The organism is Pseudomonas sp. FP1742 (genome assembly GCF_030687145.1).
Classification (GTDB): domain Bacteria; phylum Pseudomonadota; class Gammaproteobacteria; order Pseudomonadales; family Pseudomonadaceae; genus Aquipseudomonas; species Aquipseudomonas frederiksbergensis_D.
Genome location: NZ_CP117460.1, coordinates 1360608 through 1382978, shown reverse-complemented (window position 1 = coordinate 1382978; position 22371 = coordinate 1360608). Strand labels below are relative to the sequence as shown.

Sequence of the window (22371 nt, the reverse complement as noted above, 5' to 3'; positions counted from 1 at the left end):
TTTGCTTAAACCGCTCAACAAGACAAGCTAGTCTTGGCGCTCTGATTGAGGATCTTCGATGATTGCAGGTATTTCTTCGCGCACGCCCCAGCAGGCGTTGGCCGCTTTGCTTGATCGTTACGCCCCGGCGCGTCTGCTGCTGATTGGCGCCAGTGAGTTCCCCGCGCTCGAGGCGTTCAAACTCGCGCACCCGGAGAGCATCGTCGCTTTTGCCGCGCCCGGAGCATTGCCGGCCGAACTGGCGGCGCAGCGGTTTGATCTGGCGCTGGTGGTCGACTGCCTCGAACACTTGCCCAAGCGCGACGGCCTGAATCTGCTCGGCGGGATCCGCAACCTCAATGCCAGTCGCATTGCGGTGCTTGCCGACTTGCCCGCCAGCGGCTGGCAGGAGACGGATTTTTTTTCCCTGGCCTTGCAAGCCAGCGAACGCTTCCAGCGCGACGAACAAGTGCTGACGCTGTTTACCTACGATCTGCTTGACTACAAACAGGTGCCCGACTGGCTCAACTCACGCTTCTGGGCCAATCCGGAAAACTTCGGGAAATACTGGTGGTAACGCAATGAGTACATCCATTTGCCCCTGCGGCAGCGGCACGCTGCTCGATGCCTGCTGCGGTCATTACCATGCCGGCCATCCGGCCCCTAGCGCCGAAGTCCTGATGCGTTCGCGCTACAGCGCCTATGTGCTGGGGCTGATCGATTATCTGGTAGCGACCACTCTGCCCGCGCAACAGGCCGGCCTGGATCGCCAATCGATCAGCGACTGGAGCGCCCAAAGCACCTGGCTGGGCCTGGAAGTGGAAAGTGCCGAGGTCTTCGGCGGTCAGCCGGAGCATGCCTTCGTCACCTTCACCGCTCGCTGGCACGACAGTGCCGGCGAACACAGCCACCGCGAACGTTCGTCATTCGTGCAGAACGCCGGCCGCTGGTACTTCATCGACCCTACCGTGCCACTCAAGGCCGGGCGTAACGATGCGTGCCCATGCGCCAGCGGGCAGAAATTCAAGAAGTGCTGCGCGAGTTATTTCGGCGCTTGAGGTGATGCCTGTAGCAGCTGCCGAGCCTGCGAGGCTGCTACAAAGGGAAAAATACGACCATGACCATCCGCCGGTGCGTATTACAGCTACTCACCTTGCTTCTGTGCCTGGGACTCGGCGGCTGCGCGTCATGGTTCAGCGACGACTTGCCGGACCCGCAGGTACATCTGGTCAAAGTCGAGGTGGTCCGGGCCAAGTTGCTGGAGCAGAAATTCCTGCTGCATTTTCGCGTCGACAATCCCAATGACGAAGACCTGACGGTACGCGCCCTGGAATATCGCATTCACCTGGGCGACATACTGCTGACCGAAGGCGAGCACGAACACTGGTTCACTGTCGGCCCCAAACGCAGCGCCTATTTCAAGGTGCCGATCCGCACCAACCTGTGGCCCAAAGTCCGGGACCTGGTGAAATTACTGAAAAAACCCGACCAACCCATCCCCTATCGCCTGGAAGGAACGCTGGAAACCGGTTTATTCATCGCGCACTACGTGCACCTGGCGCGCAATGGCGTGATAATCGCCGCCGATTTAATTCCGGAGCGACCCCGATGACCCAGCAACCCCACGTCCATGGCCCTGACTGCAACCATGATCATGACCATCACGACCATCACGACCACCATGATCACGACCATGGCCATGTCCACGGCCCGAACTGCGGCCACGCCCACCAGGAACCGGTGCGCAATGCCTTGAAAGACGTCGGCCGTAACGACCCTTGCCCGTGCGGCAACGGCAAGAAATTCAAGAAGTGCCACGGGGCTTGAGGCTTCGGGCGGATAATTTCTTCGCCTGTTGAATCGCCTTCGCGAGCAAGCCCGCTCCCACATTGAACTGCGTCAGCCACAAATTGTGCGTATACAGCAGATCCAATGTGGAGCGGGCTTGCTCGCGAAGACGGACTGACAGTCACCTCATTTCAAGATCTGTACAGTGCTGACGACCGTCGCATATTCCCCATGCAGATTCCCCAGCGACATCGCGTGCACTTCTTCAGCTGAATGGGCATTGCCGAAATAATCCGCTTTGTCGAAGGTAAAGCACGCATCCTCTACAACCCACGCCTCAAACCCCAGGTTGCCGGCCGTTCGCGCCGTGGACTCCACCGAATTGTTGGTCGCCACGCCAACGATGATCACCTGATCGATCCCCGCCTCGCGCAGACTCGCTTCCAGCCCGGCCGAACAGAATGCATCCGGCACCTGCTTCTGAACCACTTGTTCGCCGCTCAAGGGTTGAAAACGTTCCTGAAACTCCACCCCCGACTGCTGTGGCCAGAACACTGAATCCGCTGAGCGGGACAGGTGCTGCACATGAATCACCGGCCGCCCGGTGCGACGCCAATGCCCCAGCAATTCCAGGATGCGTTCTTCGGCCTGAGGGTTGTTTCGACGGCCCAACTTGGGATGCAGGATGCCTTTTTGTTGATCGATGATGATCAGCGCCGCGTTTGTCTTAAGCTCCATGCCGACTTTCCCCATGCAAGGTCATTGAATTTGCCGCACTTCAGCATCGCCTCTTGCTACTGGCAAGCCATCAAACGCAAACAGGACGACCTGATGCCGGCGATCACCGAGAAGAAATAACCCAGCCGCCGCTTGCGCGGCCACCTCCTGCTCACTAACGTAGCGCCTTTGTCGCGCCACTACCCCCGCAGGAGCTTTGCCATGGCCTCGCCAGCCCTTACACATTTTCTTCCCCGGTTCGGCGTTGCCGCAGCAGTGGCCGGTGTTTTGAGCCTGACCGGTTGTCAGACCTGGAACGCCCAGGACACCCTCCCGCCCACCTCCGGCGTGCAACCGCTCAAGGGCCTGGCGCAGAACGTTTCGGTTCGCCGCAATGCCATGGGCATGCCACTGATCGAGAGCAACAGTTTCCACGATGCCCTGTTCACCCTCGGCTACGTGCACGCCAGCGACCGCATCAGCCAAATGGTCACTCTGCGCCTGTTGGCCCAGGGCCGTCTGGCGGAAATGTCCGGCGCGGACCTGCTCGATGCCGACCGTTACATGCGTGCGGTCAATCTGAAGAAAAGCGCGGGTGAGCTGTATAAGGCCTCGTCGCCACGCCTCAAGCGGTTCTTCGAGGTCTATGCCCGCGGGGTCAACGCTTACCTGTTCCGTTACCGCGACAAACTGCCAGCGGACCTCGCGGCCACCGGCTACAAGCCTGAATACTGGAAGCCGGAAGATTCGGCGCTGATTTTCTGCCTGCTGAACTTCAGCCAATCGGCGAACCTGCCGGAAGAGATTTCCTCGCTGCTGCTGGCCCAGACCGTCAGCACCGACAAGCTGGCGTGGCTGACACCTTCCGCCCCCGACGAAAAACTGCCGATGACTGAAGCCGAAAAACTTCAGGGCATCAAACTCACCGGGCAAATCCCGGGGCTGAGCGAGATCAGCAAGGCCACCGGCCAACTGTCGGACCTGAATCTGCTGGGCGCCACCTCTTCGAACAACTGGGCGATCGCCCCGCAACGCAGCCGCAGTGGCAAAAGCCTGTTGGCCAGCGACAGCCATGGGCCGCTGGGGGTGCCGTCGTTATTCAGCTACGTGCAGATTCACGCGCCAAAATACCAGGCCGCCGGCGTGACCATCGCCGGGTTACCCATGGTGCTCGGTGGCTTCAACGGCAAAGTGGCGTGGAGCATGACCACGGTCATGGGCGACAACCAGGACCTGTTCCTGGAAAAAATCAAACGCCAGGGCAATGACCTTTCCTACGAAGTGGGCGGCAAATGGCAGCCGGCGATCGTGCGCAACGAAACCTACTTCGTCAAAGGCCAGCGGCCGATTCGCGAAGCCGTGTACGAAACCCGCCACGGACCGCTGCTCAACAGCGCCCAAGGCACCGCACTGGCGAATGGTTTAGGCCTGGCCTTGCAGACGCCGGACTTCACCGACGATAAAACCCTGGACGCCTTTTTCGATCTGTCCCGGGCGCAGAGTGTCGAGAAAGCCTCGGACGCCAGCCGTGAAATCCGCGCCATCGCCCTGAATATGGTATTTGCCGATGCCAGCAACATCGGCTGGCAAGTCACCGGTCGCTACCCGAACCGTCGCGAAGGCGAAGGCTTGCTGCCGTCGCCGGGCTGGGAAGGTCGCTACGACTGGGACGGTTACGCCGACCCGATGCTCCATCCGTATGATCAGGACCCGGCTCAGGGCTGGCTCGGCACCGCCAACCAGCGGGTCATTCCCCATGGCTACGGCATGCAGCTGTCCAACTCCTGGGCGGCGCCGGAGCGTGGCGAACGTATGGCCGAACTGGCGGGCGCGGGCAAACACGACACCCGCAGCCTGATCGCCATGCAATACGACCAGACCACCACCTTCGCCGCCAAACTGAAAAAGATGTTTGAAGCGCCGGGCATGTCCCAGCCGCTCAAACAAGCCATCGAAGCGTTGCCGGTGGCCGATCGCGGCAAGGCTCGCGAGGCGTATACCCGCTTGATGGCCTTCGACGGCAAACTCAGCCCGACTTCCGCCGACGCGGCAATTTATGAGTTGTTCCTGCAGGAAAGCACCAAACAGATTTTCCTCGACGAACTGGGCCCGGAAAGCAGCCCGGCGTGGAAAGCCTTTATCGCCAACGGCAAGTTGTCCTACGCGGCGCAAGCCGATCACCTGCTTGGGCGTGAGGACAGTCCGTTCTGGGATGACGTACGCACTGCGCAGAAAGAAGACAAACCAGCGATCCTCGCCCGTAGCCTGGCGGCTGCGATCAGCGCGGGTGACAGCCAATTGGGCGGCGATCACAAAGCCTGGCAGTGGGGCAAACTGCATCGCTACGAGTGGAAAAACGCCAACGGTCAGACCGTACGTGGTCCGCTGGCAGCCGGCGGCGACCACACCACACTCAACACCGCTGCGTTCGCCTGGGGTCAGGACTTCAACGCCACACAGGCACCGGCCATGCGCTTTATCGTCGATTTCGGCCAGGCCGAACCGCTGACGGGCCAGAACGCTACCGGTCAGTCCGGCAACCCGGCCAGCCCGCACTATCTCGATAGCATCGAGCCATGGCTCAAGGGGCAATACATGAGCCTGCCGATGCAACCGCAGAACTTTGACAAGGTATATGGCAAGACGCGGCTGACGTTGACACCTGGCAAATAACGCCCTCCTCGCGATCGCGGCCTCTCGTTCGTTTTTTGCAACGAGCCGGACACCGTCATCGCGAGCAGGCTCGCTCCCACCATTGACCGTTCCAGGCGCAAATTTTGCGCATGACATCGATTAAATGCGGGAGCGAGCCTGCTCGCGAAAGCGGCCGGATTAACGCCTTCATTTCTCCCTGAAAATAAATAGAACTTCTGGCTCCGCGCGAACCTCCTAGCTAACAGGCCTCTTCTCTCTGGTAACAATATGGACCTTGTTATCGCGCGTCCTGAAGGTTTGTACTGCCCGCCCGGGGATTTTTATATCGACCCGTGGCGTCCTGTCGACCGTTCAGTCATCACTCACGCCCATAGCGACCATGCTCGCCGTGGCAATCAACATTATCTGGCGACGGCACCGAGTGCGGGCATTCTGCGGGCGCGTCTGGGCCAGGACATCAACCTGCAAACACTGCCCTATGACGAGCCATTGCTGCATCACGGCGTAAAACTGAGTTTCCACCCCGCGGGCCATGTGCTGGGTTCGGCCCAGGTGCGGCTGGAATATGGGGGCGAAGTCTGGGTGGTCTCCGGTGATTACAAAATCGAGCCCGACGGCACCTGCGCGCCGTTCGAACCGGTGCGCTGCCACACGTTCATCACGGAATCGACGTTCGGCCTGCCGATTTACCGCTGGCAACCCCAGGCGCAGATTTTTGCCGAGATCAACCAGTGGTGGCAGGCCAACGCCGCCCTCGACAAAACCAGCGTGCTGCTTTGCTACTCCTTCGGCAAGGCTCAGCGGATTCTTCATGGCATCGATGCCGGTCTGGGTCCGATTCTGGTGCATGGCGCGGTTGAACCCATCAATCGGCTTTATCGCGAGAACGGTATTTACTTACCGCCAACGATCTACTCCGGCGAAGTAAAGAAGCATGACCCCAGAATACGCAAAGCCCTGGTCCTCGCCCCGCCTTCGGCTGGTTCCAGCCCTTGGGTACGGCGTTTCGGCGACTACAGCGATGGCTTTGCCAGCGGCTGGATGCGTTTACGCGGCCCCCGTCGGCGGCGCGGCGTGGATCGAGGCTTCGTGCTGTCCGATCACGCCGATTGGCCCGGCCTGCTCTGGGCCATCGAACAGACCGGGGCCGAACGAGTGATGGTTACCCATGGCTCGATCGGGGTGCTGGTGCGTCATCTGCGCGAACAGGGTCTGGATGCCATGGGCTTCAGCACCGAATACGGCGACGACGAGGATAACGCAGCCCTCGAACCCGAAAGCGCCGAGGTGTTGGCATGAAAGCCTTTGCCGACTTGTATGTCGAACTCGATGGCACTACCTCAAGTAACGCCAAACTGACCGCGATGCAGAACTATTTTGCCCAGGCCGCGCCCGAAGATGCCGCTTGGGCGGTGTATTTTCTGGCTGGCGGACGGCCTCGGCAATGGGTGCCGGTACGGCTGCTGCAAGAACTGGCGATCGAGCTTTCGGGGCTCTCACCGTGGCTGTTCGAAGAGAGTTACCAGGCGGTCGGTGATCTGGCGGAAACCATCTCGCTGGTGCTGCCCGAAACACGCCATACCTCTACCGACGGACTGGCCGTGTGGATTGAAAACAAATTGCTGCCGCTGCGCGGTGTCCCCCCGCGGACTCTCGCCAAACGCCTGTCTGCCCTGTGGGCGCAACTGGATCGCCACAGCCTGATGCTGTGTATCAAACTGATCACCGGCAGCTTGCGGGTCGGTGTCTCCAAGTTGCTGGTCACCCGCGCCCTGGCGGCCATGGCCGGGCTGGACAGCAAGCGCGTGGCCCAGCGACTGGTGGGTTACACCGATCTGTCGAATCGTCCGAGCGCCGTCAGTTACCTGAAATTGATCGCCCCCGAAGCACCCGACGAGCATGCCCAGCGAGGCGGCCAACCGTACCCGTTTTTCCTTGCTCATGCGTTGTCGCAACCGGTCGAGCAGTTCGAAGCCCTGCTCGGCCCGGCCAGTGACTGGCAAGTGGAATGGAAATGGGATGGCATCCGCGCCCAAGTGGTCAAGCGCGATGGGGGCTTGTGGATCTGGTCTCGAGGTGAGGACCTGGTGACCGAACATTTCCCGGAGCTTGACAGCCTGGTTCATGAGCTGCCCGATGGCACGGTGATCGACGGGGAAATCGTCGCCTGGAAAACCGCACAACCGGACACCAGGGATGCCTTCGATCCGCAGTTGTCGGCATTCCCTGCCGTGCAACCCTTCGCCCTGCTGCAACAGCGGATCGGCCGTAAAATCCTGGACAGGAAGATCCTCGACAAGGTACCCGTGGTCATCCTCGCCTATGACCTGCTGGAGTGGCAGGGTGAAGATTGGCGCAATCAGCCTCAGGTCATACGCCGTACCCAACTGGACCAACTCATCACCGCCTGCGCAAACCCGGTAGTACTGGCCTCGCCCGTGCTGACCGGCGAAGACTGGTTCGACCTCGCCCGACAACGGGAAGCCTCCCGCAGGCTGGGGGTCGAAGGCATGATGCTCAAGGCCCGAAATGCCCTGTATGGCGTCGGGCGGACCAAAGACATGGGCGTGTGGTGGAAATGGAAAGTCGACCCGTTCAGTGTCGATGCGGTGCTGATCTATGCCCAACAGGGCCATGGTCGCCGGGCCAGTCTCTACACGGATTACACCTTCGCCGTGTGGGACGGCCCGCCGGATGCCAGCGAGCGAGCACTGGTGCCCTTCGCCAAGGCTTATTCCGGCTTGACCGACGAAGAAATCCGTCAGGTCGACAGCATCGTTCGCAAGACCACGGTGGAAAAGTTCGGGCCGGTGAGCAGCGTCAAGCCGACCTTGGTGTTTGAGCTGGGTTTCGAAGGCATTGCCTTGTCGAGACGGCACAAGAGCGGGATTGCTGTGCGGTTTCCGCGGATGTTGCGCTGGCGGCAGGATAAGTCGGTGGAAGAAGCCGACAGTCTGGCGACATTGCAGGATTTGTTGACCTGATCCGGTGGCGAAGGGCCAAGCCCTGATGCCGGTAAGTCAGGCACAGAACCTGTGGAAGCATGACTTGTCCGCGAAGAACGATGACGCGTAATACCTGAAAAACCGCGGTGCATTCTTCGCGGGCAAGCCACGCTCCCACAGGATCTTCGTCGCTCAAACGTCTTCACTTCCCGGCATTGGGACCTGCCCCCATGACACTCAGGCAAGCCATTTCAGTCACGACGCACCATCCAGGCGCAGGAATCCGGCAATGCCCGTTTTCGTGCACAAACCCCGCTTTGCCATTTCCTGAATCATCTTTTAAAACGCTTGTTCGGGACTCTGGTTCGGAAATTGCTACTTTTAATAGGTCTTACGTTTTTCAGTAACAGGTACTTCTGCGCCACAAGCGCTCATATTGGTTCTTAGGGATTGAATAATGAAAAAAGCATTGCTGACCCTTTCTGCACTGGCGTTGTGCATGGCTGCCGGCTCCGCGCTGGCAAAGGAATACAAGGAATTGCGTTTTGGCGTTGACCCTTCTTACGCGCCGTTCGAGTCCAAAGCAGCCGATGGCAGCCTGGTGGGCTTCGACATCGACCTGGGCAATGCGATCTGCGCCGAGTTGAAGGTCAAGTGCAAATGGGTCGAAAGCGACTTCGACGGCATGATTCCGGGCCTCAAGGCCAATAAATTCGACGGTGTGATCTCTTCGATGACCGTCACTCCAGCCCGCGAAAAAGTCATCGACTTCTCCAGCGAACTGTTCTCCGGCCCTACTGCCTACGTGTTCAAGAAAGGCTCCGGCCTGAGCACAGACGTCGCTTCGTTGAAGGGTAAAACCGTCGGTTACGAGCAAGGCACCATTCAGGAAGCCTATGCCAAAGCCGTGCTGGACAAGGCCGGCGTGAAAACCCAGGCCTATCAGAACCAGGATCAGGTGTATTCCGACCTGACCTCCGGCCGTCTCGATGCCGCGATCCAGGACATGCTGCAAGCCGAACTGGGCTTCCTGAAGTCGCCAAAAGGCGCCGATTACGAAGTCAGCAAGCCTGTCGACAGCGAATTGCTGCCAGCCAAAACTGCTGTCGGTATCTCGAAAGGTAACAAAGAGCTGAAAGCACTTCTGGATAAAGGTATCAAAGCGTTACACGACGATGGCACCTACGCCACCATTCAGAAGAAACACTTTGGCGATCTGAATCTGTACAGCGGCAAATAATGCCCGGCGCCCATCTCGCGATGGGCGCTTTTTTTATCCGATCAGGTTGCTGATTTATGTTCGAAAACCTCTTACAAAACCTGGGGCTCTCAGCCTTCAGCCTTCAGGGCTTCGGCCCGTTGCTGTTGGAAGGCACCTGGATGACCATCAAATTATCGGTGTTGTCGCTGTTGGTGTCCGTGTTGCTCGGATTGCTGGGCGCCAGTGCCAAACTGTCGAAAGTGAAACTGGTGCGCGTGCCGGCGCAGGTCTACACCACGCTGATTCGCGGCGTACCGGACCTGGTGCTGATGCTGCTGATCTTCTACAGCCTGCAAACCTGGCTGACGTCGTTCACCGAATACATGGAATGGGAATACATCGAGATCAACCCATTCAGCGCCGGGGTCATCACCCTGGGCTTCATTTATGGTGCGTACTTCACCGAAACGTTCCGCGGGGCGATCCTCGCCGTGCCACGGGGCCAGGTCGAAGCCGCCACCGCCTACGGCCTCAAACGCGGCCAACGTTTTCGCTTCGTGGTGTTCCCGCAAATGATGCGTTTCGCCCTGCCGGGTATCGGCAACAACTGGATGGTGATGCTCAAGGCCACCGCACTGGTCTCGATCATCGGCCTCGCCGACCTGGTCAAGGCCGCGCAGGACGCCGGTAAAAGCACCTATCAACTGTTCTACTTCCTGGTGCTCGCCGCACTGATTTACCTGCTGATCACCAGCGCCTCCAATGTCGTCCTGCGCTGGCTCGAACGTCGCTACGCCGCCGGTTCCCGGGAGGCCGTACGATGATCGAGCTCTTGCAGGAATACTGGAAACCCTTCCTTTATACCGACGGCTACAACATCACCGGCCTGGCCATGACCATGTGGCTGCTCAGTGCGTCGATCTTCATCGGTTTTCTGGTATCGATCCCGCTGTCCATTGCTCGGGTTTCCCCCAAGTTCTACCTGCGCTGGCCGGTGCAGTTCTACACCTATCTGTTTCGGGGTACGCCGCTCTATATCCAGCTGCTGATCTGTTACACCGGCATCTACAGCCTGGCGGCCGTGCGCGCCCAGCCCATCCTCGATGCGTTCTTTCGCGATGCGATGAACTGCACGATCCTGGCCTTTGCCCTGAACACTTGCGCCTACACCACGGAAATCTTCGCCGGGGCGATTCGCAGCATGGCGCACGGCGAAGTCGAAGCGGCCAAGGCCTACGGCCTGTCAGGCTGGAAGCTCTATGCCTACGTGATCATGCCGTCAGCCCTGCGCCGCTCGTTGCCTTATTACAGCAATGAAGTGATCCTGATGCTCCATTCGACCACCGTGGCGTTCACCGCAACCATCCCGGATGTCCTGAAAGTCGCTCGTGACGCGAACTCCGCGACCTTTCTGACGTTCCAGTCGTTCGGCATCGCCGCGCTGATCTACCTGACCGTTACCTTTGCGCTGGTCGGCCTGTTCCGCCTCGCCGAACGCCGATGGCTGGCCTTCCTCGGGCCGACTCACTAGGACACCTCGTACATGCGCCACCAGATTCATGACCTGCTGGCCCCGCTGCCGGGGACCGTGCGACAAATTCACAGCTTCCACTTCGGCCCCCAGGCGGCCAAAGGCAAGATCTACATCCAGTCCTCCCTGCATGCCGACGAACTGCCCGGCATGCTGGTGGCCTGGCACCTCAAGCAGCGTCTGGCGGAACTGGAAGCCGCCGGCCGCCTGCGCAGCGAAATCGTGCTGGTGCCCGTGGCCAATCCGGTTGGCCTGGAACAAGTATTGATGGACGTTCCGCTGGGCCGCTACGAACTGGAAAGCGGGCAGAACTTCAATCGCTGGTTCGTCGACTTGAGTGAAGAAGTCGGCAACGAGATCGAAGGCCTGCTCGGCGACGATCCGCAACATAACCTGGAAGTGATTCGCGGCAGCCTGCGTGACGCCTTGGCGCGGCAGACCGCCAGCACGCAACTGCAATCCCAGCGCCTGACCCTGCAACGGCTGGCCTGCGATGCGGACATGGTGCTGGACCTGCATTGCGATTTCGAAGCCGTGGCGCACCTTTACACCACACCCGAGGCCTGGCCGCAGGTCGAACCACTGGCGCGCTACATCGGTGCCGAAGCCAGCCTGCTGGCCACCGACTCTGGCGGCCAATCGTTCGATGAATGCTTCACCCTGCTCTGGTGGCAGTTGAAAGAGCGCTTCGGCGAGCATTTCGACATTCCGCCGGGCAGTTTTTCGGTCACCGTCGAATTGCGTGGCCAGGGGGACGTCAATCATCCGTTGGCCAGCCTCGATTGCCAGGCGCTGATCGATTATCTGATTCACTTCGGCGCGATTGCCGGTGAGCCGGCGCCCTTACCGGAACTGCCCTACCCGGCCACGCCGCTGGCCGGGGTCGAGCCGGTGGCAACCCCCGTGGGCGGGCTGCTGGTGTTCACCGCCCTGCCCGGGGAATACCTGGAGGCCGGGCAACTGATCGCCGAAATCATCGACCCGATCAATGATCGCGTCACTCCTGTCCATTGCACCGCCGCCGGGCTGATGTACGCCCGTTCGTTGCGCCGCATGGCCACTGCGGGCATGGTGATCGCCCATGTCGCGGGCACCGAAGCCTATCGCAGCGGCTACCTACTTTCGCCTTGAGGATGCACGCCCCATGTACAAACTGACCATCGAAGGCCTGCATAAGAGCTATGGCGATCATCAAGTGCTCAAAGGCGTTTCGCTCAAGGCCAAAACCGGCGACGTCATCAGCCTGATCGGCGCCAGCGGTTCGGGCAAAAGCACCTTTTTGCGCTGCATCAACTTTCTCGAACAACCCAACGACGGCACCATGAGCCTGGATGACCAGAACATCCGCATGGTCAAGGACCGTCACGGCATCCATGTAGCCGACCCCGATGAGCTGCAACGGATCCGCACCCGCCTGGCCATGGTGTTCCAGCACTTCAACCTGTGGAGCCACATGACGGTGCTGGAAAACATCACCATGGCCCCGCGCCGGGTGCTCGGTTGCAGCAAGGCAGAGGCGGATGACCGCGCCCGACGTTACCTCGACAAGGTTGGCCTGGCCCCGCGTGTGGCGGATCAGTACCCGGCGTTCCTGTCAGGCGGTCAGCAACAACGGGTAGCCATTGCCCGGGCACTGGCCATGGAACCGGAAGTGATGCTGTTCGACGAACCGACCTCGGCACTCGACCCGGAACTGGTCGGCGAAGTGCTCAAGGTGATTCAGGGCCTGGCCGAAGAAGGCCGGACCATGATCATGGTCACCCACGAAATGAGCTTCGCCCGCAAGGTGTCGAGCCAGGTGCTGTTCCTGCATAAGGGGCTGGTGGAAGAAGAAGGCGCGCCGGAAGACGTGCTGGGCAATCCGAAGAGTGAGCGGTTGAAGCAGTTTTTGAGCGGTAACCTCAAGTAAAACGCCACCGTCCTGTAGGCGCGAGACTTGCCCGAGACGAAAGCGACACGGCCCATTGAGACCGCGTTATCGTTCATCGCGAGCAAGCTTCGCTCTTACGGGAGCGCATTTCAGCGACAGAGATCAGGCCACAGGCGCGGGCGGTGGCTTGTCCGGCACAGTGGGCTCTCCGGGTTCTTGTGGCTCTTCGTTGGGCGTGTCGGGATCCGGCTGAGTAGGGATGCCCCCTGCCATGACTGGCGGATGTGCCAACAAGGACCAGGCCAGCAAGCCAACCTGATTGGGCTCAAGCCTTGCCAGTTCGGCACTTATTTGCGGATCGATCTTCATGAAGCACTCCTGAGCGATGGCCCGATCCGCCTTGCGCGAATCGGAGCAGTACATTCCATAGAGTGTACGCCCGCTCAGGAATTCCAACGGTTTGTCAGACGGTTGACTCAGGTGCGCGGCAGGGTCACGCCGCGCTGGCCCTGGTACTTGCCGCCACGGTCCTTGTAGGACACTTCACATTCCTCGTCGGACTCGAGGAACAGCATCTGCGCCACGCCTTCGTTGGCGTAGATCTTCGCCGGCAGGTTGGTGGTGTTCGAGAACTCCAGGGTCACATGGCCTTCCCACTCGGGCTCGAGCGGGGTCACGTTGACGATGATGCCGCAGCGGGCGTAGGTGCTCTTGCCCAGACAGATGGTCAATACATTGCGCGGAATGCGGAAGTATTCGACGGTACTGGCCAAGGCGAAGGAGTTTGGCGGGATGATGCACACGTCGCTGTGGATGTCGACGAAGCTGCCAGCGTCGAAGTTTTTCGGATCGACGATGGCCGAATTAATGTTGGTGAACACCTTGAAATGATTGGTGCAACGCACATCGTACCCGTAGCTCGACACACCATAGGAGATCACACGACTGTCGTCACTGCCGCGCATCTGACGTTCCACGAAGGGCTCGATCATGCCGTGCTCTTGCGCCATGCGGCGAATCCACTTGTCCGATTTGATGCTCATGGCGGGTGTCCTGAATAGCGAGGTGGAAAAATTCTGTCCGGCATCTTACCGGGCAGGCGCTCCGGGTTCAAAGTCCGGGCGATAATTCTCGCCGATCCCCCGTGAATTCCGGGCCCTCACTGCTATTCGACACACCGTCAGTCATTAAAAAAGAGAAACCTTCGCAAGAACCATTGGCACGTTCCGGAAAAAGGGTTAAGGTGGCGCCACTGTGCTGCTTGTGTCACTGAGAATCTCTACACGATATGTTGAATTTCGATCCAACCATCTACAAGAATTTTTCCTGCTCTTTGCACTCAGTCTCGGCCAGGGTTCTTCCTGAGTCGCAGTTATCTTTGTTCAAGGAGTTACACCATGTCTAATCGCCAAACCGGTACCGTTAAGTGGTTCAACGATGAAAAAGGCTTCGGCTTCATCACTCCACAATCCGGTGACGACCTGTTCGTTCACTTCAAAGCTATCCAATCCGACGGCTTCAAAAGCCTGAAAGAAGGCCAACAGGTTTCTTTCATCGCTACCCGCGGTCAGAAAGGCATGCAAGCTGAAGAAGTTCAAGTTATCTAACTTGTAACTGCTTTAGTAAAAAGCCCCGCCCTTAAAAGCGGGGCTTTTTTGTGCCTGTGTGTTTTGTGTGGCAAAAAAAATCGCAGCTTTCGGCAGCACCCACAGGTGTGGAGCTGCCGAAAGCTGCGATCTTCTTTGGCGTGTTACCAGGCCACGCCAAACCCTGCGGTGTACCGGGTCTTGCTCAGGTCAGCCTTCTCGCTGCCGCTGATGATGTCTCTTTCGGCCTTCAGGTTCAGCGACGCCCAATCGGTGACCTTGTAACGCAGGCCAACCTCGGCGTCGACGGCGTAATCCGCCACGTCCGACAAAGGCTTGCCTACTTCACCGTTGGTGAAGAACTCAACCTTCTTGCCGACCAGATAACGGTTGTAGTCCCACTTCATTGCCAGGGAATAGAAGTTTTCCTTGCTGCCATTGGAATACTCATAATCGGTGTTATTCAGGAGCGAACCCAGGGAGAAAGCACCCAGTTCGTCATCCCAGAATTGATAACCGGGGCCGGTACCGACGGTGCGTTGTCGGGACAGCTCTTCGACCTTGTCGCGCTTGTAATTCAAACGGCCTTGCCAGAACCACTTATCGGTAAGGAATCGGTCCAGAGAATACTCGGCACGCCAGTTATCAGTGGTAACGACGTCATCCTGGAACTCGCGGTTGTACTCACCTTCGGCCGTATGACGCCAACGACCATGACGCGCGCTGGTTTTGAAGCCGACGTCATAATCATCGGTATCTTTTTCGGCCCGCCGATAATCCAGGGCCATGTCGACATTACCTTTCCACACCAAATCCTCGACCACCGGCTTGGGCTTGAGCATCTGCTGGATACTGGCCAACTCTACGGTCTTGGGACCATCGCCGTTGGCCAGGGTGACCTTGCCGTCCTCCGCCGCGTGCAATGACTTGGCCTTCTCGCCAGTGTAGGCATCCTGCTTGACCAGCATTTGCTGATCGCTTTCCAGGGTTTTGACCTCTTTCCAGTCAATCGGAACCGCCCCGGCATACGGGGTCTGGATCAACAGCTTGCCGCCATCGAAGAGCGTGATCTTGCCACTCAGTTTGTCACCGTTCTTCAACCAGACCGTATCGGCGAACAAGGGAGTGGAGGCACTGACGACAGCGAGGCACAGCAGGGTTCTGGACAACATAAGCGAATCGAAGGCTCAACTTTGCGAAAAAAAGTCGGCATTATTCTTGGGAATAAGGCCCTGGCAAGGACTGACCCGACGATTTCTATTGAGTTCATTTCTCAATTGTCGATCCAGCATTTACTCTACAGACGGTCAATGCGTATTTTTTTCAGGAACCCCGGACGTGACCGACTCAACCGCTGAAACCGAAAGCGCGGCGCAAATCCGACGCACGGCGCTCTACCTGACACTGGCCCAAGTGCCTGAGGGTAAAGTCGTGAGTTACGGTCAGCTCGCCGAGCTGGCGGGACTGGGTCGCGCCGCCCGCTGGGTCGGGCGAACGTTGAGCCAACTGCCCGGTGACACCAAATTGCCCTGGCACCGCGTGCTGGGTGCCGGCGGTCGGATCAGCCTGCCCGCAGGCAGCCCCTCGGGGGATGAACAACGGGCCCGATTGCGCATGGAAGGCATCAGCGTTCTGAACAATCGTGTTGATATTCAGCGCCATGGCTGGCGCCCGGTAGAGCACAGCGGTTAGAGTGCGCGCTTTGTTTCCGTAATTCTTGAGGCAGACTTCAGCCCATGCCCCGTAAAACCTGGCGCGCCGCGCTCGCCGCCTATGCCAGCCCCTCAACGCTCGTGCTGTTGCTGCTTGGTTTCGCCGCCGGCTTGCCCTACATGCTGGTGTTTTCGACGCTTTCAGTCTGGCTGCGCGAGGCCGGTGTTGCCCGCGAAACCATCGGCTATGCAAGCCTGATCGGCCTGGCCTACGCCTTTAAATGGGTCTGGTCCCCGCTGCTCGACCAATGGCGCCTGCCATTGCTCGGCAAGCTCGGTCGACGACGCTCCTGGCTGGTGCTGGCCCAGGCACTGGTGATCCTCGGCCTGATCGGCATGGGCTTCTGCGACCCGCAAAAGCACTTGTCCTGGCTGATCGCCATTGCCGTGGTGGTCGCCTTCGCTTCGGCAACGCAAGACATTGCCATCGACGCCTATCGCCTGGAAATCGCCGACGACACTCGCCAGGCCGCACTGGCCGCCAGCTACATGGCCGGTTATCGGGTCGCGGCGCTGCTGGCGACGGCTGGCGCACTGTTCTTCGCCGAAGGCTTCGGCTCCACCGGTTTCAACTACAAGCATGGGGCGTGGACCGGCACCTACGTGCTGTTCGGCGTACTGATGATCCCGGCGCTGCTGACTTCCCTGTTCATGCGCGAACCGCCGGTGCCACTGCGCACTCAGCTTCAGGCCGGGCGCTACAGCTTTGTGCATCAATTGGCGTCAGTGTTCGTGCTGATCGTGCTGCTAGTGTCCGTACCGGCCATGTTCACCCAGCTCTACAACACTGACTTTGCCAGCGTACTGTTCAACGGCGTCAGCCTGCTCGACCTACTGCTCGAAGACCGCGCGTTCCTGCGGGCGATTCTCTACACCACGCTCACCGCGCTGTGCCTGTCAGCCATGGGCCGTCGTGGCCTGGCGCCAGTGCTGACGCCGGTCAACGACTTCATTCTGCGTTACCGCTGGCAAGCCCTGCTGCTGCTCGGGTTGATCGCCACCTATCGGATGTCGGATACGGTCATGGGCGTGATGGCCAACGTGTTTTACATCGACCAGGGGTTCACCAAGGATCAGATCGCCAGCGTCAGCAAGATTTTCGGCCTGATCATGACCTTGGTCGGCGCCGGCATGGGCGGCCTGCTGATCGTGCGCTTCGGCATTCTGCCGATTCTGTTCATCGGCGGCGCTGCATCGGCCGCCACCAACCTGCTGTTCCTGATGCTCACGGACATGGGCGCCAATCTGCACATGCTGATCGTCACCATTTCCCTGGATAACTTCAGCTCGGGCCTGGCGACTTCGGCGTTCGTCGCCTACCTGTCGAGCCTGACCAACCTCAAATTCTCCGCCACCCAGTACGCCCTGCTCAGCTCGATCATGCTCTTGTTGCCACGCCTGATCGGCGGCTATTCAGGGGTCATGGTGGAGAAATTCGGCTATCACAACTTCTTCCTGATCACTGCCCTGCTGGGCGTTCCGACCTTGCTGCTGATCGCCTTGCACTGGTTCCAGGAAAACCGTCGCGCAGGTCCGACCCCGACGCCAGAACCGGCCCAGACCCCAGTCACCGAAGAGTCGAAGGTGCTGTAGGAAACGTCGCAGAGGGTGAGCAGATTCTCGCCCTCCTGCCACACGGCCGCCCACACTCCTGTACGTCGGCAGATCTCGCCCGTACAATGTTCCGTCATTTCTCGTCATCAGCAACCGACAACGGCCAACCATGCGCACCAGTCAATTTTTGCTCGCCACACAGAAAGAAACGCCTTCCGATGCGGTCGTCATCAGCCATCAGCTGATGCTGCGCGCCGGCATGATCCGCAAACTCGCCTCGGGCCTGTACACCTGGCTGCCGATGGGCTTGCGAGTAATGCGCAAGGTCGAAGCCATCGTGCGTGAAGAAATGAACGCCGCCGGCTCTCTGGAAGTGTTGATGCCGAGCACGCAACCGGCTGAGCTGTGGCAGGAATCCGGTCGCTGGGAAGAATACGGCCCTGAATTGCTGCGCTTCAAGGATCGCCACGGGCGAGATTTCTGCGCCGGCCCGACTCACGAAGAAGTCATCACCGACCTGATGCGTAACGAGTTGAGCAGCTATAAGCAGCTGCCGATCAACCTGTATCAGATCCAGACCAAATTCCGTGATGAAATCCGCCCACGCTTCGGTTTGATGCGCGGCCGCGAATTCATCATGAAGGACGCCTACTCGTTCCACGCCGACCAGGCATCGCTGCAGGTCACCTACGACCGCATGCACCAGGCGTACTGCAACGTGTTCACCCGCCTGGGCCTGAAATTCCGTCCGGTTGAAGCCGATAACGGCTCCATCGGTGGTGCCGGTTCCCACGAGTTCCACGTGCTGGCCGAGTCCGGCGAAGACGACATCGTCTTCAGCAACGGTTCCGACTACGCCGCGAACATCGAGAAAGCCGAAGCCGTACCACGGGAAACCACTCGTGCCGCGCCGACTGAAGAGCTGCGCCTGGTCGACACGCCGAACGCCAAGACCATCGCGCAACTGGTGGAAGGCTTCAACCTGCCGATCGAAAAAACCATCAAGACCCTGGTGGTGCACGCTGAAGAAAAAGGCAAGCTGATTGCCCTGATCATCCGTGGCGACCACGAGCTGAACGAAATCAAGGCCGCCAACCAGCCTGGCGTTGCCAGCCCGCTGGTCATGGCTTCCGAAGCCGAACTGCGCGACGCCATTGGCGCCGGCGCCGGCTCCCTCGGCCCGCTGAACCTGCCGCTGCCGATCATCATCGACCGTTCCGTCGAGTTGATGAGCGACTTCGGCATTGGTGCCAACATCGACGACAAGCACTACTTCGGCGTGAACTGGGAGCGTGATCTGCCGGTTCCGACCGTCGCCGACCTGCGCAACGTTGTCTCCGGCGACCCAAGCCCTGACGGCAAAGGCACCCTGGAAATCAAACGCGGCATCGAAGTCGGGCACATCTTCCAGCTGGGCAACAAGTACAGCAAAGCGATGAAGTGCGAAGTGCTGGGCGAGAACGGCAAACCGGTGACCCTGGAAATGGGCTGCTACGGCATTGGCGTATCCCGCGTGGTGGCCGCCGCCATCGAACAGAACAATGACGAGAACGGGATCATCTGGAGCGACGCTCTGGCCCCGTTCCAGGTTGCTCTGGTACCGCTGCGCTATGAAACCGAGCAGGTTCGCGAAGCCACCGACAAGCTCTACGCAGAGCTGACTGCCGCCGGCTTCGACGTATTGCTGGACGACCGCGACAAGAAAACCAGCCCGGGCATCAAGTTCGCGGACATGGAGCTGATCGGCATTCCACACCGGATCGTGGTCAGTGACCGCGGCCTCGCCGACGGCAATCTGGAATACAAGAGCCGCACCGAGGCCGAGGCGCAAGCGCTGCCGGTCGCTGATGTGCTGTCTTTCCTCCAGGCCCGTATCCGCCGCTGACACCAGATAGAGACGTCATGTTCAAGCGAAACACCTTAGGCCTCGGTGGTGCCGCCCTGTGCGGCGCCCTGCTGGTCAGCGGCTGTGCCAATCAGATGTCACAACGCAGCGAGCACGAAGAGCGGGTCGAGCGTAAATTGCTCGATCACAGCCTGCAGATCGATGTCGGCGAGCCCAAAGTGCTGGAACTGCCGCAACGTCGGGTGAAAATCCACGAGCAGAAGACCTTCGAAGTCACCGAGTTCGAGGTCACGCGCCACTATGATCGCTATACGCCGTACCAACCCTGGCGGGAGGTCTACGAGATCCCGCTGGGCGCGGTGGCCGTGGTGGCCGGTGTCGGTGCGAACGTGGTCAACGTGTTCGCCCTCGGCAATCTGCCGGACAGCGTGACGAAGGACTGGCTCAGCTATGGTTTCGCCGGGCTCAACCCGTTCATGAACGTGCAGTCTCACGGTCGCGCGCAACAGAACCTGGCAGGCATCGACGAAGTCCAGCGTGACAAGCGCACGGAATACTCGAGCCTGCCCTGGAGCGAGCGTCCGGTACAGGTCAAGGCCGGCAAGAACACGTTCGAGTTGAGCACCGACCGCAATGGCGTGTTGCGCCTGAACCTGCTCGACAGCCCGTTCGCCGAACATGACCTCAATCATCTGGGCAAGCTGCAAATCAGCGTCGAGGACAACAAGGACGACGTGCACACCGACTCGTCCCTGGCCATCAGCAGCAACTTGCGCGGCAAGCTGCTTGAAGCCCACGGGCTGATTTACGACGACCTCGAAGACGACGAAGTGAGCCAGTGGGTGCACCGGGTCAAACGTCTGTCGGAACTGGGTCTGGAAGAAGAAGCCAGCGAACTGGAACAGAGCCTGATCGAACTGACCCGCAACGATCCCGAGTTGCAGGCCGAATTCCTCAAGTCACTGACCAGGGATGCCGGGCGACTGGTGGCGGATCCGGGGCCGAATTAGGGCCTAAAAGCTTCTCGAGCAAGCCCGCTCCCACATTGGTTTTGTGAATACCATAAATCCACTGTGGGAGCGGGCTTGCTCACGAAGGCGTCATTACATTCACCACCACACCAAAACCCCGCCGCTACCGCTCAAACAACTCCAACTGCTCAAACCCGCCGCGCAAATCCTCCAGCCTCACCCCAATCCCCAACAACCGCACCGGTTTCCCGCCGCGATTGAAGGCCTGGGCCAGCAACAACTGATAACTCCCCAGATCCCGCCCTGCCCCGGCTTGCTCCAACGTGGTCTGGGTAAAATCATGGAACTTCACTTTGACGAATGGCTTGCCCGGACGATAGCTGCTGTCGATCCGCGCCATGCGGCCATTCAGGGACTCCAGCAGCTCGGGCAATTTATCCAGGCAACTCACCAGATCCGGCAGGTCCACGTCGTAGGTATTTTCGACGCTGATCGACTGCCGACGACTGTCGTTGTGCACCAACCGCTCATCGATCCCACGGGCCAGGCTCCAGAGGCGCTCGCCAAAACTGCCGAATTCGCGCACCAACGCCAACTTGCTCCACTCGCGTAATTGCGAGCAGTCGGCGATGCCGAGCTTGCCCAGCTTGTCGGAGGTCACTTTGCCAACGCCGTGCAGCTTGCTCACCGGTAAACCGCTGACAAAGTCTTCTACCTGATCCGGCGTGATCACGAACAAGCCATTGGGCTTCTTCCAGTCACTGGCGATCTTGGCGAGGAACTTGTTCGGCGCCACGCCGGCCGATACGGTGATGTGCAACTGATTGGACACGCGGCGGCGAATATCCTGGGCAATTCGCGTGGCGCTGCCGCCGAAATGCGCACTGTCCGAGACATCAAGGTAAGCCTCGTCCAGGGACAGCGGCTCGATCAGGTCGGTGTAATCGCGAAAGATCGTATGAATTTCCTTCGACGCTTCTCTGTAGGCCTCCATGCGCGGCTTGACGATGGTCAGGTCCGGGCACAGTTTCAAGGCATGCCCGGAAGACATGGCCGAGCGCACGCCATACGCCCGCGCCTCATAGTTACAGGTGGCAATCACCCCACGCCGATCCGCCGAGCCGCCCACCGCCAAAGGCTTACCGGCCAGGCGCGGGTCGTCACGCATCTCGATGGCGGCGTAGAAACAGTCACAATCGACGTGGATGATTTTTCGCTGCGTCATATAAAAGCGGTGTTCATGGCGAAGAAATGAAGGATTGATGGGTCGTACCGGCAGTATCTCACTGACACCTGTATATAGCACCAGTAGTCTGAATCTTCTTTTCAAGCGGTAGGAAAAGCACCGGGGAATTTATTTTCTCAATCGAAAGAGTTCTCTCGATAGAGCCAGAAGCCTTGCCCTGCCTGCGTTCCAGCCCGATCACCGGCCCCGATTTTCACCTAAGCGATTGAACAGGAACAGGTTTTACCGAGATTGAAGGTTGACAGCCCGGCGATCCTCTGTAGAATGCCGACACACAGACGCGGGATGGAGCAGTCTGGTAGCTCGTCGGGCTCATAACCCGAAGGTCGTCGGTTCAAATCCGGCTCCCGCAACCAAACATCGAAAAAGGCTACTCGAAAGAGTGGCCTTTTTTGTGTGCGCCTGTTTTATAAAAAATAGGCGCTCCATGCCTTGCCGCATGGAAACGAGAAATCGTTCTGATTCCGAAACTTAGCGCGCCTCTGCGACCGTTCGCCGCTGATTCTGGTTTATTTGATCCATACTTGGATTAACGGTTGACACTCCGGCGTTCGCCTGTAGAATGCCGCCACACAGACGCGGGATGGAGCAGTCTGGTAGCTCGTCGGGCTCATAACCCGAAGGTCGTCGGTTCAAATCCGGCTCCCGCAACCAAACACCAAAAAAGGCTACTCGAAAGAGTGGCCTTTTTTGTATCTGTTGAAAAAGTCCTTTCGCAACAATGATCTGTCACTGTGCAGTGAGCCGTTCAGGGTCGCCAGACTGTGAGT

22 protein-coding genes and 2 tRNA genes are annotated in these 22371 nt (G+C 59.3%); 19 read left to right on the top strand and 5 right to left on the bottom strand.

Features of this window, described 5'->3' with window-relative positions:
- Positions 1-58 precede the first annotated feature (58 nt).
- The 4 genes from PSH64_RS06135 to PSH64_RS06120 are packed head-to-tail and all read left to right on the top strand — an operon-like array spanning position 59 to position 1806.
- The gene (locus tag PSH64_RS06135) at positions 59-556 is read left to right on the top strand and encodes a DUF6231 family protein (RefSeq protein ID WP_105348491.1); all 498 of its coding nucleotides are present in this window, start codon (positions 59-61) and stop codon (positions 554-556) included.
- A gap of 4 nt (positions 557-560) precedes the next feature.
- Complete coding sequence (locus PSH64_RS06130) at positions 561-1037, top strand: YchJ family protein (RefSeq protein WP_105348494.1); 477 nt, start codon at positions 561-563, stop codon at positions 1035-1037.
- Positions 1038-1096: 59 nt separating this feature from the next.
- Complete coding sequence (locus PSH64_RS06125; RefSeq protein ID WP_105348497.1) at positions 1097-1591, top strand: LEA type 2 family protein; 495 nt, start codon at positions 1097-1099, stop codon at positions 1589-1591.
- Positions 1588-1806, top strand: a complete 219-nt coding sequence (locus PSH64_RS06120; protein ID WP_046046248.1) for an SEC-C metal-binding domain-containing protein — start codon at positions 1588-1590, stop codon at positions 1804-1806. Before PSH64_RS06125 ends, PSH64_RS06120 begins: the two co-directional genes overlap by 4 nt.
- A gap of 147 nt (positions 1807-1953) precedes the next feature.
- On the opposite strand, the gene PSH64_RS06115 is transcribed toward PSH64_RS06120, so the two are convergent.
- A complete protein-coding gene (locus tag PSH64_RS06115; RefSeq protein WP_305480255.1) occupies positions 1954-2505 on the bottom strand; it encodes a cysteine hydrolase family protein in 552 nt (183 codons plus the stop codon).
- A 201-nt stretch (positions 2506-2706) separates the two neighbouring features.
- Here PSH64_RS06115 and PSH64_RS06110 point away from each other — a divergent pair, with 201 nt between their 5' ends.
- The 8 genes from PSH64_RS06110 (at position 2707) to PSH64_RS06075 (ending at position 12725) form a co-directional block, all read left to right on the top strand.
- On the top strand, positions 2707-5157 hold the full coding sequence (locus tag PSH64_RS06110) for a penicillin acylase family protein (RefSeq protein ID WP_305480254.1): 2451 nt from the start codon (positions 2707-2709) through the stop codon (positions 5155-5157).
- Positions 5158-5406: 249 nt separating this feature from the next.
- Positions 5407-6438, top strand: coding sequence for a ligase-associated DNA damage response exonuclease (locus PSH64_RS06105; RefSeq protein WP_105348501.1), 1032 nt, complete (start codon positions 5407-5409; stop codon positions 6436-6438).
- On the top strand, positions 6435-8123 hold the full coding sequence (locus PSH64_RS06100; protein ID WP_305480252.1) for an ATP-dependent DNA ligase: 1689 nt from the start codon (positions 6435-6437) through the stop codon (positions 8121-8123). The genes PSH64_RS06105 and PSH64_RS06100 overlap by 4 nt, the downstream gene beginning before the upstream one ends.
- 418 nt (positions 8124-8541) lie before the next feature.
- Entirely contained in the window at positions 8542-9324 is a 783-nt protein-coding gene (locus PSH64_RS06095) for a transporter substrate-binding domain-containing protein (RefSeq protein WP_105348507.1), read from the top strand.
- Between the two features lie 56 nt (positions 9325-9380).
- Complete coding sequence (locus tag PSH64_RS06090; RefSeq protein ID WP_305480250.1) at positions 9381-10109, top strand: ABC transporter permease; 729 nt, start codon at positions 9381-9383, stop codon at positions 10107-10109.
- Positions 10106-10816 carry an ABC transporter permease gene (locus tag PSH64_RS06085; RefSeq protein WP_105348512.1) on the top strand — a complete coding sequence of 237 codons (711 nt, stop codon included), beginning with the start codon at positions 10106-10108 and terminating at the stop codon, positions 10814-10816. The genes PSH64_RS06090 and PSH64_RS06085 overlap by 4 nt, the downstream gene beginning before the upstream one ends.
- A 12-nt stretch (positions 10817-10828) precedes the next feature.
- Complete coding sequence (locus PSH64_RS06080) at positions 10829-11947, top strand: succinylglutamate desuccinylase/aspartoacylase family protein (RefSeq protein WP_305480248.1); 1119 nt, start codon at positions 10829-10831, stop codon at positions 11945-11947.
- A 13-nt stretch (positions 11948-11960) separates the two neighbouring features.
- A complete protein-coding gene (locus PSH64_RS06075) occupies positions 11961-12725 on the top strand; it encodes an ABC transporter ATP-binding protein (RefSeq protein ID WP_105348517.1) in 765 nt (254 codons plus the stop codon).
- Positions 12726-12848: 123 nt separating this feature from the next.
- Here PSH64_RS06075 and PSH64_RS06070 read toward each other — a convergent pair whose 3' ends face one another.
- Complete coding sequence (locus tag PSH64_RS06070; RefSeq protein ID WP_105348519.1) at positions 12849-13055, bottom strand: hypothetical protein; 207 nt, start codon at positions 13053-13055, stop codon at positions 12849-12851.
- A gap of 107 nt (positions 13056-13162) precedes the next feature.
- Positions 13163-13729, bottom strand: coding sequence for a dCTP deaminase (gene dcd / locus PSH64_RS06065; RefSeq protein ID WP_007940589.1), 567 nt, complete (start codon positions 13727-13729; stop codon positions 13163-13165).
- Positions 13730-14083: 354 nt separating this feature from the next.
- On the opposite strand from dcd, the gene PSH64_RS06060 reads away from it, so the two are divergent.
- Positions 14084-14293: a cold-shock protein gene (locus tag PSH64_RS06060; protein WP_002554837.1), complete on the top strand. Its 210-nt coding sequence runs from the start codon at positions 14084-14086 to the stop codon at positions 14291-14293.
- 143 nt (positions 14294-14436) lie between these two features.
- Here the strand turns inward: PSH64_RS06060 and PSH64_RS06055 are convergent, their stop codons facing one another.
- On the bottom strand, positions 14437-15444 hold the full coding sequence (locus tag PSH64_RS06055; protein ID WP_105348524.1) for a DUF481 domain-containing protein: 1008 nt from the start codon (positions 15442-15444) through the stop codon (positions 14437-14439).
- Positions 15445-15610: 166 nt separating this feature from the next.
- Here PSH64_RS06055 and PSH64_RS06050 point away from each other — a divergent pair, with 166 nt between their 5' ends.
- From PSH64_RS06050 to PSH64_RS06035, 4 genes are all read left to right on the top strand, one after another.
- On the top strand, positions 15611-15964 hold the full coding sequence (locus tag PSH64_RS06050) for an MGMT family protein (protein WP_018926938.1): 354 nt from the start codon (positions 15611-15613) through the stop codon (positions 15962-15964).
- A gap of 44 nt (positions 15965-16008) precedes the next feature.
- The gene (locus tag PSH64_RS06045) at positions 16009-17577 is read left to right on the top strand and encodes an AmpG family muropeptide MFS transporter (RefSeq protein WP_105348526.1); all 1569 of its coding nucleotides are present in this window, start codon (positions 16009-16011) and stop codon (positions 17575-17577) included.
- Positions 17578-17707: 130 nt separating this feature from the next.
- Positions 17708-19423 carry a proline--tRNA ligase gene (locus PSH64_RS06040; protein ID WP_305480244.1) on the top strand — a complete coding sequence of 572 codons (1716 nt, stop codon included), beginning with the start codon at positions 17708-17710 and terminating at the stop codon, positions 19421-19423.
- A 17-nt stretch (positions 19424-19440) separates the two neighbouring features.
- Entirely contained in the window at positions 19441-20394 is a 954-nt protein-coding gene (locus PSH64_RS06035) for a hypothetical protein (RefSeq protein WP_305480242.1), read from the top strand.
- A gap of 124 nt (positions 20395-20518) precedes the next feature.
- On the opposite strand, the gene dinB is transcribed toward PSH64_RS06035, so the two are convergent.
- Positions 20519-21580, bottom strand: coding sequence for a DNA polymerase IV (gene dinB / locus PSH64_RS06030; RefSeq protein WP_305480240.1), 1062 nt, complete (start codon positions 21578-21580; stop codon positions 20519-20521).
- Positions 21581-21880: 300 nt separating this feature from the next.
- On the opposite strand from dinB, the gene PSH64_RS06025 reads away from it, so the two are divergent.
- Positions 21881-21957 (top strand) — tRNA-Met (locus PSH64_RS06025).
- A gap of 221 nt (positions 21958-22178) precedes the next feature.
- Positions 22179-22255 (top strand) — tRNA-Met (locus PSH64_RS06020).
- Positions 22256-22371 lie beyond the last annotated feature (116 nt).

What these genes read in the sequence shown, in the direction of transcription:
- PSH64_RS06135 (WP_105348491.1), top strand. Translation starts at nt 59, where the DNA reads ATGATTGCAGGTATTTCTTCGCGCACGCCCCAGCAGGCGTTGGCCGCT.
- PSH64_RS06130 (WP_105348494.1), top strand. Translation starts at nt 561, where the DNA reads ATGAGTACATCCATTTGCCCCTGCGGCAGCGGCACGCTGCTCGATGCC.
- PSH64_RS06125 (WP_105348497.1), top strand. Translation starts at nt 1,097, where the DNA reads ATGACCATCCGCCGGTGCGTATTACAGCTACTCACCTTGCTTCTGTGC.
- PSH64_RS06120 (WP_046046248.1), top strand. Translation starts at nt 1,588, where the DNA reads ATGACCCAGCAACCCCACGTCCATGGCCCTGACTGCAACCATGATCAT.
- PSH64_RS06115 (WP_305480255.1), bottom strand. Translation starts at nt 2,505, where the DNA reads ATGGAGCTTAAGACAAACGCGGCGCTGATCATCATCGATCAACAAAAA.
- PSH64_RS06110 (WP_305480254.1), top strand. Translation starts at nt 2,707, where the DNA reads ATGGCCTCGCCAGCCCTTACACATTTTCTTCCCCGGTTCGGCGTTGCC.
- PSH64_RS06105 (WP_105348501.1), top strand. Translation starts at nt 5,407, where the DNA reads ATGGACCTTGTTATCGCGCGTCCTGAAGGTTTGTACTGCCCGCCCGGG.
- PSH64_RS06100 (WP_305480252.1), top strand. Translation starts at nt 6,435, where the DNA reads ATGAAAGCCTTTGCCGACTTGTATGTCGAACTCGATGGCACTACCTCA.
- PSH64_RS06095 (WP_105348507.1), top strand. Translation starts at nt 8,542, where the DNA reads ATGAAAAAAGCATTGCTGACCCTTTCTGCACTGGCGTTGTGCATGGCT.
- PSH64_RS06090 (WP_305480250.1), top strand. Translation starts at nt 9,381, where the DNA reads ATGTTCGAAAACCTCTTACAAAACCTGGGGCTCTCAGCCTTCAGCCTT.
- PSH64_RS06085 (WP_105348512.1), top strand. Translation starts at nt 10,106, where the DNA reads ATGATCGAGCTCTTGCAGGAATACTGGAAACCCTTCCTTTATACCGAC.
- PSH64_RS06080 (WP_305480248.1), top strand. Translation starts at nt 10,829, where the DNA reads ATGCGCCACCAGATTCATGACCTGCTGGCCCCGCTGCCGGGGACCGTG.
- PSH64_RS06075 (WP_105348517.1), top strand. Translation starts at nt 11,961, where the DNA reads ATGTACAAACTGACCATCGAAGGCCTGCATAAGAGCTATGGCGATCAT.
- PSH64_RS06070 (WP_105348519.1), bottom strand. Translation starts at nt 13,055, where the DNA reads ATGAAGATCGATCCGCAAATAAGTGCCGAACTGGCAAGGCTTGAGCCC.
- dcd (WP_007940589.1), bottom strand. Translation starts at nt 13,729, where the DNA reads ATGAGCATCAAATCGGACAAGTGGATTCGCCGCATGGCGCAAGAGCAC.
- PSH64_RS06060 (WP_002554837.1), top strand. Translation starts at nt 14,084, where the DNA reads ATGTCTAATCGCCAAACCGGTACCGTTAAGTGGTTCAACGATGAAAAA.
- PSH64_RS06055 (WP_105348524.1), bottom strand. Translation starts at nt 15,444, where the DNA reads ATGTTGTCCAGAACCCTGCTGTGCCTCGCTGTCGTCAGTGCCTCCACT.
- PSH64_RS06045 (WP_105348526.1), top strand. Translation starts at nt 16,009, where the DNA reads ATGCCCCGTAAAACCTGGCGCGCCGCGCTCGCCGCCTATGCCAGCCCC.
- PSH64_RS06040 (WP_305480244.1), top strand. Translation starts at nt 17,708, where the DNA reads ATGCGCACCAGTCAATTTTTGCTCGCCACACAGAAAGAAACGCCTTCC.
- PSH64_RS06035 (WP_305480242.1), top strand. Translation starts at nt 19,441, where the DNA reads ATGTTCAAGCGAAACACCTTAGGCCTCGGTGGTGCCGCCCTGTGCGGC.
- dinB (WP_305480240.1), bottom strand. Translation starts at nt 21,580, where the DNA reads ATGACGCAGCGAAAAATCATCCACGTCGATTGTGACTGTTTCTACGCC.